This is a genomic window from Streptomyces sp. NBC_01723, from assembly GCF_036246005.1.
Taxonomy (GTDB): domain Bacteria; phylum Actinomycetota; class Actinomycetes; order Streptomycetales; family Streptomycetaceae; genus Streptomyces.
The window spans coordinates 1,959,360-1,972,823 of the sequence record NZ_CP109171.1 but is presented as its reverse complement, the minus strand read 5'-3'; the positions used below and the strand labels follow the sequence as shown (position 1 = coordinate 1,972,823).

Annotated in this window: 10 protein-coding genes; 1 reads left to right on the top strand and 9 read right to left on the bottom strand. The window is 70.7% G+C overall.

Annotated elements, in window-relative coordinates:
* Window position 1 precedes the first annotated feature (1 nt).
* From OIE75_RS09385 to OIE75_RS09345, 9 genes are all read right to left on the bottom strand, one after another.
* Window positions 2-718 carry an ABC transporter ATP-binding protein gene (locus OIE75_RS09385; protein ID WP_122615020.1) on the bottom strand — a complete coding sequence of 239 codons (717 nt, stop codon included), beginning with the start codon at window positions 716-718 and terminating at the stop codon, window positions 2-4.
* Window positions 715-1,629: an ABC transporter ATP-binding protein gene (locus OIE75_RS09380; protein WP_307011299.1), complete on the bottom strand. Its 915-nt coding sequence runs from the start codon at window positions 1,627-1,629 to the stop codon at window positions 715-717. The genes OIE75_RS09385 and OIE75_RS09380 overlap by 4 nt, the downstream gene beginning before the upstream one ends.
* Before the next feature lie 5 nt (window positions 1,630-1,634).
* Window positions 1,635-3,461 (bottom strand): branched-chain amino acid ABC transporter permease, encoded by a 1,827-nt coding sequence (locus OIE75_RS09375; protein WP_307011297.1) that lies wholly within the window; start codon window positions 3,459-3,461, stop codon window positions 1,635-1,637.
* A 5-nt stretch (window positions 3,462-3,466) separates the two neighbouring features.
* The gene (locus tag OIE75_RS09370; RefSeq protein WP_307011294.1) at window positions 3,467-4,399 is read right to left on the bottom strand and encodes a branched-chain amino acid ABC transporter permease; all 933 of its coding nucleotides are present in this window, start codon (window positions 4,397-4,399) and stop codon (window positions 3,467-3,469) included.
* Window positions 4,400-4,521: 122 nt separating this feature from the next.
* Window positions 4,522-5,757 (bottom strand): branched-chain amino acid ABC transporter substrate-binding protein, encoded by a 1,236-nt coding sequence (locus OIE75_RS09365; protein ID WP_163015660.1) that lies wholly within the window; start codon window positions 5,755-5,757, stop codon window positions 4,522-4,524.
* 287 nt (window positions 5,758-6,044) lie between these two features.
* Entirely contained in the window at window positions 6,045-6,647 is a 603-nt protein-coding gene (locus OIE75_RS09360; protein WP_329470315.1) for a Tat pathway signal sequence domain protein, read from the bottom strand.
* Window positions 6,644-7,060 carry a hypothetical protein gene (locus OIE75_RS09355; protein ID WP_307011291.1) on the bottom strand — a complete coding sequence of 139 codons (417 nt, stop codon included), beginning with the start codon at window positions 7,058-7,060 and terminating at the stop codon, window positions 6,644-6,646. The genes OIE75_RS09360 and OIE75_RS09355 overlap by 4 nt, the downstream gene beginning before the upstream one ends.
* Before the next feature lie 86 nt (window positions 7,061-7,146).
* Window positions 7,147-7,626 carry a PaaI family thioesterase gene (locus tag OIE75_RS09350; RefSeq protein WP_307011289.1) on the bottom strand — a complete coding sequence of 160 codons (480 nt, stop codon included), beginning with the start codon at window positions 7,624-7,626 and terminating at the stop codon, window positions 7,147-7,149.
* Between the two features lie 79 nt (window positions 7,627-7,705).
* On the bottom strand, window positions 7,706-10,000 hold the full coding sequence (locus OIE75_RS09345) for an FdhF/YdeP family oxidoreductase (protein WP_329470313.1): 2,295 nt from the start codon (window positions 9,998-10,000) through the stop codon (window positions 7,706-7,708).
* Window positions 10,001-10,188: 188 nt separating this feature from the next.
* Here OIE75_RS09345 and polA point away from each other — a divergent pair, with 188 nt between their 5' ends.
* On the top strand, window positions 10,189-12,912 hold the full coding sequence (gene polA, locus OIE75_RS09340) for a DNA polymerase I (protein WP_307011286.1): 2,724 nt from the start codon (window positions 10,189-10,191) through the stop codon (window positions 12,910-12,912).
* The last annotated feature ends 552 nt before the right edge of the window (window positions 12,913-13,464 follow it).

The following is a 13,464-nucleotide window of genomic DNA, read 5'->3' as shown; positions in this document are numbered from 1 at the left end:
CTCAGTCCTCGCCGAGGTAGGCCTTGCGGACCGACTCGTCGTGCAGCAGGTCCTGCCCGCTGCCGGACAGGACGATGCTGCCGACCTCCATCACATGGCCGTGGTCCGCCAGGGACAGGGCCGCCTGGGCGTTCTGCTCGACGAGCAGGATGGTGGTGCCCTGGGACTTCAGCTCGGCGATCGTCTGCATGATCTTCTGCATCATGATCGGGGAGAGACCCATGGAGGGCTCGTCGAGCATGAGCAGCTTGGGCTGGGACATCAGGGCGCGGCCCATGGCGAGCATCTGCTGCTCACCGCCGGAGAGGGTGCCCGCTGCCTGCTTCCGGCGCTCCCCGAGGATCGGGAACAGGTCGTAGGCGCGCTGGATGTCCTTCTCGATGCCCGCGCGGTCGCTGCGCAGGAAGGCGCCGAGGCGGAGGTTGTCCTCGATCGTCATGCGGGGGAAGATGTGCCGCCCCTCGGGCGAGTGGGCGAGCCCCATGGAGACGATCTGGTGCGCCGGCACCTTCTTGAGCGACTTGCCCCCGAACTTGATCTGACCGCCGACGGGCTTCAGCAGACCCGACAGCGTGCGCAGGGTGGTGGTCTTGCCGGCGCCGTTGGTGCCGACGAGGGTGACCACCTCACCGGCGTCGACCTTGAAGGAGACGCCCTTCACGGCCTCGATCTTGCCGTAGGCGACGCGGAGGTCCTCGACCTCGAGCAGTGCGGTCATCGGTCGTTCTCCTTGCCGGCCGAGGTGTCCGAGGAGGCGTCGGCCTGGGCGGCCTCGGCGGCCTCCACCTCGGCGGCCTCCGCGGCACCGGGGTCGTTCTCCAGGGGTTCGCCGAGGTAGGCGGCGATGACACGCTCGTCGCCCTGCACGGTCGCGCTGTCGCCCTCGACGAGCTTCTGGCCCTGTACGAGGACGGCGACGCGGTCGCAGAGGTTGAAGATGAACCGCATGTCGTGCTCGATGACGAGGACCGCGATGCCCTTGTCGCGGATGGCGAAGACCAGTTCCTCGGTGGTCCGCGTCTCCTGCGGGTTCATGCCGGCCGTCGGCTCGTCCAGGAGCAGCAGCCCCGGCTCGCTGGCGAGGGCGCGGGCGATCTCCAGCTTGCGCTGCTCGCCGTAGGGCAGGTTCCGTGCGAGGTGGTCGGCCTTGCTCGCCAGGCCCACGAACTCCAGCAGCTCCTCGGCGCGTTCGCGGGAGGCCTTCTCCGCCTTGTGGAAGCCCGGTCCGCGCAGGACGGCCGACCAGAAGCCCTCCTTGGTCCGCGTGTGGCGGCCGACGAGGACGTTCTCCAGGACCGTCATGTTGGAGAACAGGCGGATGTTCTGGAAGGTGCGGGCGATGCCGGCGGCGGTGACCTTGAAGGACTTGGCCGGCAGGACCTTGTCCTTGTAGCGGACCTCGCCCTCGGTCGGGATGTAGAGGCCGGTCAGGCAGTTGAAGAAGGTGGTCTTGCCGGCGCCGTTGGGGCCGATCAGGCCGACGATCTCCCCGCTGTTGACGGTGAGGTCGACGCCGTTGACGGCCGTCAGTCCGCCGAAGCGCATCGTGACGCCGCGCGCGTCGAGGACGGTGGTGCCGGGGGCGGGTGCGCCCGGGGTGGTGTCCCTGGTGGTGGTGTCGGTGGTCATGGTGGTCAGGCCCCTGTCTTGCTCAGGGTGGTGGGTGCTTCGGCCTCTTCGTGGAATTCGAGCTTGCGGCGCCGGTTGGCGATGAGTCCCTCGGGGCGGAAGCGCATGAGCAGGACGAGCGCGAGTCCGAAGGCGAAGAGCTGGTAGTCGCCGAGGAACTGGAGCTTGTTGGGGATCAGGAAGAGCAGCGAGGCGCCGATCAGCGGACCCGCGATGGTGCCCATGCCGCCGAGGACGACCGCGGCGAGCAGGAACGCCGAGTTGGGCGGGGTGGTGCCGGCGAAGAGGTACTGCTCGGGCGTCACGGTGTAGGTGACGTGCGCCTGCACGGTGCCGGCGAGACCGGCGAGGGTGGCGCCCACGGCGAAGGCGATGAGCTTGACGCGGAAGCCGTTGATGCCCATGGCGAGGGCGGCGGTCTCGTCCTCGCGGATGGCGACCCAGGCGCGGCCGATGCGGGAGTCGCCGCTGCGCCGGAAGACGAGCACGACCACGGCCGTGATGACGAGCATCAGGAAGAAGTAGTTGGCGAACCGGCCGATGGTGAAGCCGCCGAAGTCGTGCTGGACGCCGAGGTCGAGCCCGAAGATCTTCAGGTCCGGGATGGACGACACGCCGTTGGAGCCGTTGGTGAGGTCGGGACCCGAGGTGCCGTCGAGGTTGTTGGCGGTGATGCGGAAGATCTCACCGAAGCCGAGGGTGACGATGGCGAGGTAGTCGCCGCGCAGCCGCAGGGTGGGGGCGCCGATGAGGACGCCGAAGACCAGCGACGCCAGGGCACCCACGATGACGGCCGCCCAGAAGGGGAAGTGCACGTCGAACGGCGAGCTGGGCGAGCCGGAGACCAGCGCGGCCGCGTAGGCGCCGACACCGAGGAAGGCGACGTAGCCGAGGTCGAGCAGACCGGCGAGGCCGACGACGATGTTCAGGCCGAGGGCGACCGTGGCGAAGATGAGGATGTAGACGCCGAGAGTCGCGTACTGGTCGTCGGACTGGGTGAAGGGGAAGCAGGCGGCCGCGATGAAGGCACCGCAGACGGTGATGTTCTGGTGCCGGGTGGTGATCTCGGTGGCCTGGGCGACCAGGCCGGCCTTGTTGAGGGCGGCGAAGCCGAGGCCGGCGGTGACCAGGAAGCCGACGAAGAGTTCGTCGTACTCGGTGCCGATGCCGTAGGTGAAGACCAGCAGGGCGATCGCGAGCACGGCGACGATGATCAGGATCTCGACGTACGAGGGCAGGGCGCGCACCGGGCGCGGGGTGCCGCCGGCGAAGGCCGCCCTGACGGTCTGCCAGTTGTGCGCGGTGGTGTGCTTGAACTGCTCCCAGCCGGTGTCGTCCGGGTCGAACGGGTCGGGTTCGGGGCGTTCGAAGGGAAGGGCGAGCGAGCCGAGGACGGCGAGCAGGGTGGCGACGGCGGCGACGTAGGCGCCCGGTTCCAGGTTGACGAGTCCGCCGAGCTGGGCGCTGATCGCGATGACCGTGTACCAGGTGGTGGCGAATGCGGCGAGCGCGGCGAACTTGAGGGCGGCGTCGGCGCCGGCGGGCACCAGCCAGCGCAGCCCCTTCACGTCGTAGGAGGCGAGGCCGAAGAGCGCGGTGAGGGCGCCGGCGATGAGGACCAGGACCTGGAGGCCGCCCGGGTAGCCGTAGAAGGTGAGGTCGCCGGGGAATTCGTCGGTCCAGGTCCAGGCGAGGAAGGTGGAGACGACGGTGAGGATGCCGCCGCCGGTGGCGAGGGCGCGGCCGGCCTGTGCGGGTATGCCGATGAGGCCGGAGGCTTCGCGCGCGGCGGAGGTGCCGGCGTTCTCGGGTGCGGTGGTCTGTGTGGTCATCGGTGTCACGCCCTGTCCGCGACGCGTTCGCCCAGCAGGCCCTGTGGCCTGAACAGGAGCACGAGGATGAGGAGGATGAAGGCCCAGACGTCGGCCCAGGACTGGCTGCCGAGCTTCTCCAGACCGGGTACGTCGGCGATGAACGCGGTGGCCAGGGTCTCGGCGACGCCGAGGACCACGCCGCCGATCATGGCGCCGTAGATGTTGCCGATGCCGCCGAGGACGGCGGCGGTGAAGGCCTTGAGGCCGAGGATGAAGCCCATGCGGAAGTCGATGTCGCCGTACTTCAGGCCGTTGGCGACGGCTCCCACGGCGGCGAACACGGCGCCGAGTGCGAAGGCGATCACGATGATGCGGTCGGTGTCGACACCCATCAGCTTGGCGGTGTCCCGGTCCTGCGCGGTGGCCTGCATGCCGCGTCCGGTGCGGGTGCGCATCACGAAGAAGGCGAGGATGGCCATGCTGACGGGGGCCGCGACGAGCAGGAAGATGTCACCGGTCTGGAGCGTGACGCTGCCGAGGTGGAAGGGGCCGCCGTCGATCTGCGGAAAGCTGATCTTCGACTTGGCGCCGGGGTACCAGGCCCACACGGCCTGCTGGAGAGCGAGGGAGAGACCGATGGCGGTGATGAGGGGGGCGAGGCGGGGTGCGCCGCGCAACGGACGGTAGGCGAACCGTTCCGCCCCGACCGCGACGGTGACCGAGACGATCACTGCGCCGATCAGCATCAGGGGTAGGGCGATCAGCATGGAGGTGCCGTCGGGCAGGATGTAGAGATAGACCGTGAGCGCGCCGAAGGCACCGGTCATGAAGATCTCGCCGTGGGCGAAGTTGATGAGCTGGACGATGCCATAGACCATCGTGTAGCCGATGGCGACCAGCCCGTACATGGATCCCAGTAGCAGGCCGTTGACCAGCTGCTGCGGCAGTTCGTTCACCGCATGTCCTCCGAGACTTTCGGAACTATCGACGGATGTGGCCGGATGCGAGTCCGCGCGGGGCGCCTGGAACGGCGCCCCGCGCGGCTCGTGATCACGTGATCAGTGGTGGGTGCGGTTGATCAGCCGGTGTAGGTGCCGGACTTCACCGACTTCCAGGCACCGTTCTCGACGGCGTACACGGTGAGCTGCTTGTTCGTCGCGTCACCGAACTCGTCGAAGGAGACCTTGCCGGTCACACCGTCGAAGGAGACGTTCTGCATGGCCTCCACGACCTTGGCGCGGGCGTCGTCGGGGAGCTTCCCGTCGTTGTCCTCGACGACCTTCTTGACGGCCTCGATGATCGCCCAGCCGGAGTCGTAGGAGTAGCCGCCGTACGCCTCGTAGGCCTCCTTGTAGCCCGCGGCCTTGTAGTTGGCGACGAACTCCTTGGCCGAGGGCAGCTCCTCGACCGGAGCGCCGACCGAGGTCGCGAGGTCGCCGTTGCCGGTGGCGCCGGCGAGCTTGATGAAGTCGGCGCTGTAGATGCCGTCACCGCCGACCACGGGGATCTTCGCGCCGGCCGCCTTGATCTGCTTGCTGAGCGGACCGGCCTGCGGGTACTCGCCGCCGTAGTAGACGACGTCGGCGCCGGAGTTCTTCACCTTGGTGGCGACGGCGTTGAAGTCCTTGGTGTCCGGGTTGATGTGCTCGGTGCCGACGACCTGGCCGCCGAGCTTCTTGAACTCGTCGGTGAAGGTGGCGGCCAGACCGGCGCCGTAGGTCTTCTTGTCGTCGATGACGAAGACCTTCTTCTTCTTGGAGTCGTTGAAGACGTACTGCGCGGCGAACGGGCCCTGGATGGCGTCCGTGGTCGCGGTGCGGAAGTACGACTTGTACGGCCGGACCTGCTTGGTCTGCCAGTCCACGCCCTGGGTCAGGGCGGGGTTGGTGTTGGCGGGGGAGACCTCGACCAGCTTGGCCGTGTCGAAGACCTTCTGCATGGACTCGCCGACCGAGGAGTTCAGCGGGCCCACCACACCGAGGACGTCGTCGTTGGCGACGAGCTTGGTGGCGTTCTGCTGGCCCACGGACGGCTGGCCCTGGTCGTCCAGCGCCTGGATCTCGAACTTGACGCCGTCGACGTAGTTGTCCTTGTTGGCGGTCTTCGCGGCGAGGTCGACCGAGTTCTTGATGCCGAGGCCCAGCGCGGACAGGTCGCCCGTCAGCGGGGCGTCGACGCCGATGACGACGGTGGTTCCTCCGCCGCCGCTTCCGGAGTCCGAGCCGCCGTCGTCGTCGCGCGAACCGCAGGCGGTGAGGGTGAGCGCTCCCGCCGCCAGAGCGGCGGTGATGGCGATGAGCGAACGTTGACGCACGATCAGTCCTTTCCCTGGCACAGCCGCTTCCCCGTGGAGACGGCCGAGTCGAGCGCTGGGCCGAAGTGACAATCCGACGGCGCGGTGACTGGCCGTGACTCTAAGCGTGTGTGGGGAACGTGGAGGAGGGTCTGACTCATGCTGTGACGCTCTTGTTATGACACCGGGTAATGCAGAGCGGTACTGGCTGGGAAGAAGGGCGGAATTCAGGCCGATTCGCCCTGTCCGCATGGTGAGAACCCGCAGGACGCGCCGCCTGTGTTCAGGTGTCTGGAGCGTTTTGGTGATTACCGTGAATCGTTGCTGCAGGCGACCTGAAGTGCCTGGGAGAGCTGCCGCGCATAGCGTGACCCCAGGATGAAACTGTGGGCTTGTATTGCGCGCGCATTACGCAGCGTTACATCCAAGAAAGGGAATCCGAGGTTCCGGGGCGCTTTATTGCATTCCGTCACCCGCAGCGTGACAATGATCTTGCTGGCGGAATGCGGCTTTGTCTGGAAAGGTGCCGCGGGCGACGAGGTCACCGAGAGGCCGGCCGAGGGCTGGGCGATCCGCGTCACGGTGACGGGCGGTCCCGACCGGACGCTCAGCCGCACCGCGAAGCTGAAGCCGCCGCCCTTCGCCCCGCTCGGGCCGTCCACGGCGTCCAGGTATTCGAGCGTGACCGCCTGGGAGGGGTAGGGCGGCGGGTCGGCCGCCGGCTCCCGGGTCCGGTCGGCGTACAGGTAGCCCCCGCCGAGCAGCAGGAGGAGGGCGGCGGCGGTCGTGAGCACGGTCCGGCGGCGACGCTCGTAGAACCGAGCGACCCGGCCGCGCGGGCGGGCGTGGTCGGCCACGTCCCAGGCGTGGGTGTCCTCGCCCGGCTCGACCGGCCCGATGCCGCCCGTCACTGCCACGGGCCCTCGCTCGGGCCGCCGCCGGCGTACTGCTCCTCGCACGCCTCGCGCACCCGGCGGTCGATCAGCTGCCGGGCGGCGCGGTCGCCCTGGTGCCGCTCGGCGACCCGCGCGGCCGCCACGACCTCGCGCAGGATGCCGTACTGACGGTTGGACAGCCCCATCGACTGGTAGTCGCCGTAGGGCTCGCCGCCGGCCAGCAGCTCGCGGGCCCAGTGGCCGACGGCGCCGACGCAGGCTTCCGTGGGGGAGGGCGGCTCAGCCGTCGCGCTGCTGCTGCCCGAACCGGCCTCCTGGTCACCGGAGTCGCCGCAGGAGACGGTCGTGACCGCCGTGGCGGCCATCAGGGCGCCGAGAAGGAGCCGCCGAGCCGCCACCCCCGGCCAGGGGGCCTCTCCCCGTCCCATGCCCCGACGCTAGGACGGGGGAGAGGCCGGGAGCAATGCCCGAGCCGCGAGTGCTCGGCCGGGGAGGGCCGTGGGACCCCGGCGCCTCAGCTCGCCGGAGCCGCGTCACCCGGGTTCACGTCCCGCAGCAGGCAGGTCAGACGGGCGGTGCACACCCGCCGGTCCTGCTCGTCACTGATCACGATCTCGTACGTCGCCGTCGACCGGCCCCGGTGCACCGGCGTGGCCACCCCGGTGACCAGGCCGGAGCGGGCCCCGCGGTGATGCGTGCAGTTCAGGTCGACGCCGACGGCGATCTTGGAACTGCCTCCGTGCAGCATCGAACCGACCGACCCGAGCGTCTCGGCCAGCACCGCCGAGGCGCCGCCGTGCAGCAGCCCGTACGGCTGGGTGTTGCCCTCCACCGGCATCGTGCCGACGACCCGCTCGGGCGACGCCTCGACGATCTGGACGCCCATGCGCGTCCCCAGGTGCCCGGCGGAGAACAGCGCGGGCAGGTCGACGCCGAGCGCGGCGTACTCGTCGATGACTTCCTGCGGGAACTGCGTCTGCTGCTGCTCGCCCATGGGCCGGCTCCGTCTCGTCGCTCCGTCTGGCTGGCGCGCCGGCCGCCCGGTCGGGCCGTCGGCTCGACTGAGCAAACGCTCAGTCGGTCGCCGATTGTTCCAGACGGACGACCACGGACTTGCTGGCCGGGGTGTTGCTGGTGTCCGCGGTGGCGTCCAGCGGCACCAGCACGTTGGTCTCCGGGTAGTAGGCCGCCGCGCAGCCCCGGGCCGTCGGGTAGTGCACGACGCGGAAACCGGGCGCCCGCCGCTCCACCCCGTCCCGCCACTCGCTCACCAGGTCGACGTACGAGCCGTCCTCGACGTCCAGCCTCCGGGCGTCCTCCGGGTTGACCAGGACGACCCTGCGGCCGTTCCTGATGCCCCGGTAGCGGTCGTCCAGGCCGTAGATCGTGGTGTTGTACTGGTCGTGCGAGCGCAGCGTCTGGAGCAGCAGCCGTCCCTCGGGCAGCTCGGGGTACTCGACGGCCGCGGCCGTGAAGTTGGCCTTGCCGGTGGCCGTCGGGAAGCGGCGCTCGTCGCGAGGGGCGTGCGGGAGGGCGAAGCCCCCGGGGTGCGCCACGCGCGCGTTGAAGTCCTCGAAGCCCGGGACGACCCGCCCGATGCGGTCGCGGATCGCCGCGTAGTCCTTCTCGAACTCCTCCCACGGCGTACGGCTGTCCTCGCCCAGCACCCGGCGCGCCAGGCGGCACACGATCGCCGGCTCGGACAGCAACTGCCCGCTCGCGGGCTCCAGCCGGCCCCGGGAGGCGTGCACCATGCCCATGGAGTCCTCGACGGTGACGAACTGCTCTGTGCTCTGCCCGTCCGGGCCGACTTGGAGATCGCGTTCCGTGCGGCCCAGCGTCGGCAGGATCAGCGCCCGCGCGCCGGTGACCGCGTGCGAGCGGTTCAGCTTCGTCGACACGTGCACCGTCAGGCGCGCCCGGCGCATGGCCGCCTCGGTGACCTCCGTGTCGGGCGAGGCCGACACGAAGTTGCCGCCCATGGCGAAGAAGACCTTCGCCTCCCCGTCGCGCAGCGCGCGGATGGCCCGTACGACGTCGTAGCCGTGCTCGCGCGGCGGGGCGAAGCCGAACTCCTTCTCCAGGGCGTCCAGGAACGCGGGCGCGGGCCGCTCGAAGATGCCCATCGTGCGGTCGCCCTGCACGTTGGAGTGGCCGCGCACCGGGCAGACGCCGGCGCCCGGGCGGCCGATGTTGCCGCGCAGCAGCAGGAAGTTCACGACCTCGCGGATCGTGGGCACGGAGTGCTTGTGCTGGGTCAGACCCATCGCCCAGCACACGATGGTGCGCTCGGAGGCGAGCACCATGCGCAGCGTCTCGTCGATCTCCGTGCGGGTGAGGCCGGTGGCCGCCAGCGTCTCGTCCCAGTCGGCGGCCCGCGCGGTCTCGGCGAACTCCTCGAACCCGTGCGTGTGTTCCGCGACGAAGTCCTCGTCGACCGCGCCCTCGGTCTCCAGGATCAGCTTGTTCAGCAGCCGGAACAGGGCCTGGTCGCCGCCGAGGCGGATCTGCAGGAACAGGTCGGTGAGCGCGGCGCCCGCGGTGAGCCCCTTGGCGGTCTGCGGGTTCTTGAAGCGCTCCAGCCCGGCCTCGGGCAGGGGGTTGACGCTGATGATCCGCGCGCCGTTCGCCTTGGCCTGTTCCAGGGCGGAGAGCATGCGCGGGTGGTTGGTGCCCGGGTTCTGCCCCGCCACGATGATCAGGTCGGACTTGTACAGGTCCTCCAGGAGGACGCTGCCCTTGCCGACGCCGATGGTCTCGGACAGGGCGGAGCCGGACGACTCGTGGCACATGTTGGAGCAGTCGGGCAGGTTGTTCGTGCCCAGCTCGCGCGCGAAGAGCTGGTAGAGGAACGCCGCCTCGTTGCTCGTGCGTCCCGACGTGTAGAAGACCGCCTCGTCGGCGGAGTCCAGGGCGGCGATCTCCTCCGCGACGATGCCGAAGGCGCGCTCCCAGGTGACCGGTTCGTAGTGGTCGCCGCCCTCGGGGAGGTACACCGGGTGCGTGAGCCGTCCCTGCTGGCCCAGCCAGTACCCGCTGCGGGTGGCGAGGTCGGTCACGGGGTGCGCGGCGAAGAACTCCGGGGTGACCCGGCGCAGGGTGGCCTCCTCGGCCACCGCCTTCGCGCCGTTCTCGCAGAACTCCGCCTTGTGCCGGTGGTCCGGCTCGGGCCAGGCGCAGCCCGGGCAGTCGAAGCCGTCCTTCTGGTTGACACTCAGCAGCGTCAGCGCGGTCCGCTTCACGCCCATCTGCCGCTGTGCCATCCGCAGGGTGTGGCCGATGGCCGGGATGCCGGCCGCCGCGTGCTGGGGCTGTGTCACCTGCGGCGCGTCCTGGACGGGATCACCCTTGGGCGGCTTGCTGGCCATCGCGCGCTCCTTCGCTGACGCGTGTGAGGTACGTCTCCGATCCTCGCACGCGCTGCCGACAACTCGTCCGGCCGGGGCGGGCGGAGATCGTGAGCAAGGGTCGCGGACTTCGCGCGCACCACCGCGCCCACGGCGTGGACGGGCGCGGCCGGGACCGACTGTCAGTGGTCCGTGGCAGGATCGGTGTCGTGGCGAAGACAGCATCGAAGAAGACCGACAGCACCTCCGGCGCCCGCCCGCGGCTGATGCTCATGGACGGGCACTCGCTGGCCTACCGCGCGTTCTTCGCGCTGCCCGCGGAGAACTTCACGACCGCGACGGGCCAGCCGACCAACGCGATCTACGGATTCGCGTCGATGCTGGCCAACACGCTGCGTGACGAGGCGCCCACGCACTTCGCGGTGGCGTTCGACGTCTCCCGCAAGACCTGGCGGTCGCAGGAGTTCACCGAATACAAGGCGAACCGCTCCAAGACCCCCGACGAGTTCAAGGGCCAGGTCGAGCTGATCGGCGAGCTGCTCGACGCCATGCACGTGACGCGCTTCGCCGTCGACGGCTTCGAGGCGGACGACGTCATCGCCACGCTCGCCACGCAGGCCGAGGCCGAGGGCTTCGACGTGCTGATCGTCACCGGCGACCGGGACTCCTTCCAGCTGGTCAGCGAGCACACCACGGTCCTCTACCCGACCAAGGGCGTCTCCGAGCTGACCCGCTTCACGCCGGAGAAGGTCTTCGAGAAGTACGGGCTGACCCCCGCCCAGTACCCCGACTTCGCCGCCCTGCGCGGCGACCCGTCCGACAACCTGCCGGGCATCCCGGGCGTCGGCGAGAAGACGGCCGCGAAGTGGATCAACCAGTTCGGATCCTTCGCGGACCTCGTCGAGCGCGTCGACGAGGTCAAGGGCAAGGCCGGGCAGAACCTGCGCGATCACCTGGAGTCCGTCAAGCTCAACCGCCGGCTCACCGAGCTGGAGCGGCGGGTCGAGCTGCCCAAGGCGGTCACCGACCTGGAGCGGCCCGCGTACGACCGCAAGGGCGTCGCGATGATCCTGGACACCCTGGAGATCCGCAATCCGTCCCTGCGCGAGCGGCTCTACGCCGTCGACCCGGGCGCCGAGGAGGCCGAGGCCACCCCGGTCGTGGCGGACGGTGTCGAGCTGGACGGCGTGGTGCTGGGCACCGGCGAGGTGGCCGGCTGGCTCACCGAGCACGGCGCACAGCCCCTGGGCGTCGCCACCGTCGACACCTGGGCCCTGGGCACCGGCTCGGTCGCCGAGGTCGCGCTGGCCGCGGCCGACGGAAAGGCCGCCTGGTTCGACCCGACGGCGCTGGACGAGGCCGACGAGACGGCGTTCGCCGCCTGGCTGTCCGACGCGGACCGGCCGAAGGTGTTCCACAACGCCAAGGGCGCGATGCGCGTCTTCGCCGAACACGGCTGGAGCATCGCCGGCGTGGGCATGGACACCGCGCTCGCCGCCTACCTGGTCAAGCCGGGCCGCCGCTCCTTCGACCTGGACGCGCTGTCCCTGGAGTACCTGCACCGCGAGCTGGCCCCGGCCGCCGCGGCCGACGGCCAGCTGGCGTTCGGCGCGGACGACGGCGCCGAGGCCGAGGCGCTGATGGTGCAGGCCCGCGCGATCCTCGACCTCGGCGAGGCCTTCGAGGGCCGCCTGGCGGACGTCGGTGCCGCGGACCTGCTGCGCGACATGGAGCTGCCGACCTCCGCGCTGCTCGCCCGCATGGAGCGGCACGGCATCGCGGCCGACCGGGCCCATCTGGAGGCCATGGAGCAGATGTTCGCGGGCGCCGTGCAGCAGGCGGTGAAGGAGGCGCACGCGGCGGCCGGACGCGAGTTCAACCTGGGCTCGCCCAAGCAGCTCCAGGAGGTCCTCTTCGGCGAGCTGAACCTGCCCAAGACCAAGAAGACCAAGACCGGCTACACCACCGACGCCGACGCTCTGGCCTGGCTCGCGGCCCAGACCGACAACGAACTGCCGGTGATCATGCTCCGCCACCGCGAGCAGGCCAAGCTGCGCGTCACGGTGGAGGGCCTGATCAAGACGATCGCCGCGGACGGCCGCATCCACACCACGTTCAACCAGACGGTCGCCGCGACCGGCCGCCTCTCCTCCACGGACCCGAACCTGCAGAACATCCCGGTCCGCACCGACGAGGGCCGCGCCATCCGCCGCGGCTTCGTGGTCGGCGAGGGCTTCGAGTCCCTGATGACGGCCGACTACAGCCAGATCGAGCTGCGGGTGATGGCCCACCTGTCCGAGGACGCGGGCCTGACCGAGGCGTTCACCTCGGGCGAGGACCTGCACACCACCGCCGCCGCGCAGGTCTTCTCCGTCGAGCAGTCGGCCGTGGACGCGGAGATGCGCCGCAAGATCAAGGCCATGTCCTACGGCCTGGCGTACGGCCTCTCGGCCTTCGGCCTCTCCCAGCAGCTGAACATCGAGGCGGCCGAGGCGCGCGGCCTGATGGACGCCTACTTCGAGCGCTTCGGCGGCGTACGGGACTACCTGCGCCGGGTGGTCGACGAGGCACGGGCAACGGGCTACACGGCGACCCTCTTCGGCCGCCGCCGCTACCTGCCCGACCTCAACAGCGACAACCGCCAGCGTCGCGAGGCCGCCGAGCGCATGGCCCTCAACGCCCCCATCCAGGGCACCGCGGCCGACATCGTCAAGATCGCCATGCTCAACGTGGACAAGGCGCTGAGCGAGGCCGGTCTCTCCTCCCGCATGCTGCTCCAGGTCCACGACGAAATCGTCCTGGAGATCGCCCCGGGCGAGCGCGCGGCGGCGGAGGAACTGGTCCGCCGCGAAATGGCGAACGCGGTCCAGCTCAGCGTCCCCCTGGGCGTCTCGGTGGGCTCGGGGGCGGACTGGGAGTCGGCTGCGCACTAGCCTCCGGCGGTTGGCGGGGCGGGGGAGCGCGGGCGAGGGCGCCCACCCGCACGCGCCGAGCGCGAGGGCGGCCCGCCGTGCTGTGGGCCCGGCGGCGCGCTGGCCTCCGGCGGTTGGCGGGGTGGGGGAGCGGCCAAGGCGTCCTCCCGCAAGCGCCCGGCGAGGCGGCTCCCCGACGCTTTGCGATGGGTCGAACGCCCGTCTGCCCGGCTGGGCCGTCCGCCCGGTTACGCCGTGACACCGGCAGTGGCAGCGGGGGTCCGGTCGGCTGGGACCTGCGCCGCAGCGTCCGTGAGGGCCCGGCCCCGCCCCCGGTCGGGCCGTCCGCCCGCGTCCCCGGGCTTCCGCCAGACACCGGCCCGGGCGCTCACCGGGCGCGGCGGCCGTTCGGCCGGGCACGGCCCGGGGCCGTGCCGCGCGGACGGCGGGCACCCCGCCGGGCAGCGGCGCTCCGCTCGCGCGCCGCGTGTGCTCCCCCGGGCCGGAGGCCTCGGCGTGGTTCGCTCGCCCTCCGTAAGGCACCCCCGGGGCGCCCCCCTCGGCGGCGACACC

Bases quoted from the DNA above. Each gene is read 5' to 3' on its own strand.
- OIE75_RS09385 (WP_122615020.1), bottom strand. From the start codon at position 718: ATGACCGCACTGCTCGAGGTCGAGGACCTCCGCGTCGCCTACGGCAAG.
- OIE75_RS09380 (WP_307011299.1), bottom strand. From the start codon at position 1,629: ATGACCACCGACACCACCACCAGGGACACCACCCCGGGCGCACCCGCC.
- OIE75_RS09375 (WP_307011297.1), bottom strand. From the start codon at position 3,461: ATGACCACACAGACCACCGCACCCGAGAACGCCGGCACCTCCGCCGCG.
- OIE75_RS09355 (WP_307011291.1), bottom strand. From the start codon at position 7,060: ATGGGACGGGGAGAGGCCCCCTGGCCGGGGGTGGCGGCTCGGCGGCTC.
- OIE75_RS09350 (WP_307011289.1), bottom strand. From the start codon at position 7,626: ATGGGCGAGCAGCAGCAGACGCAGTTCCCGCAGGAAGTCATCGACGAG.
- OIE75_RS09345 (WP_329470313.1), bottom strand. From the start codon at position 10,000: ATGGCCAGCAAGCCGCCCAAGGGTGATCCCGTCCAGGACGCGCCGCAG.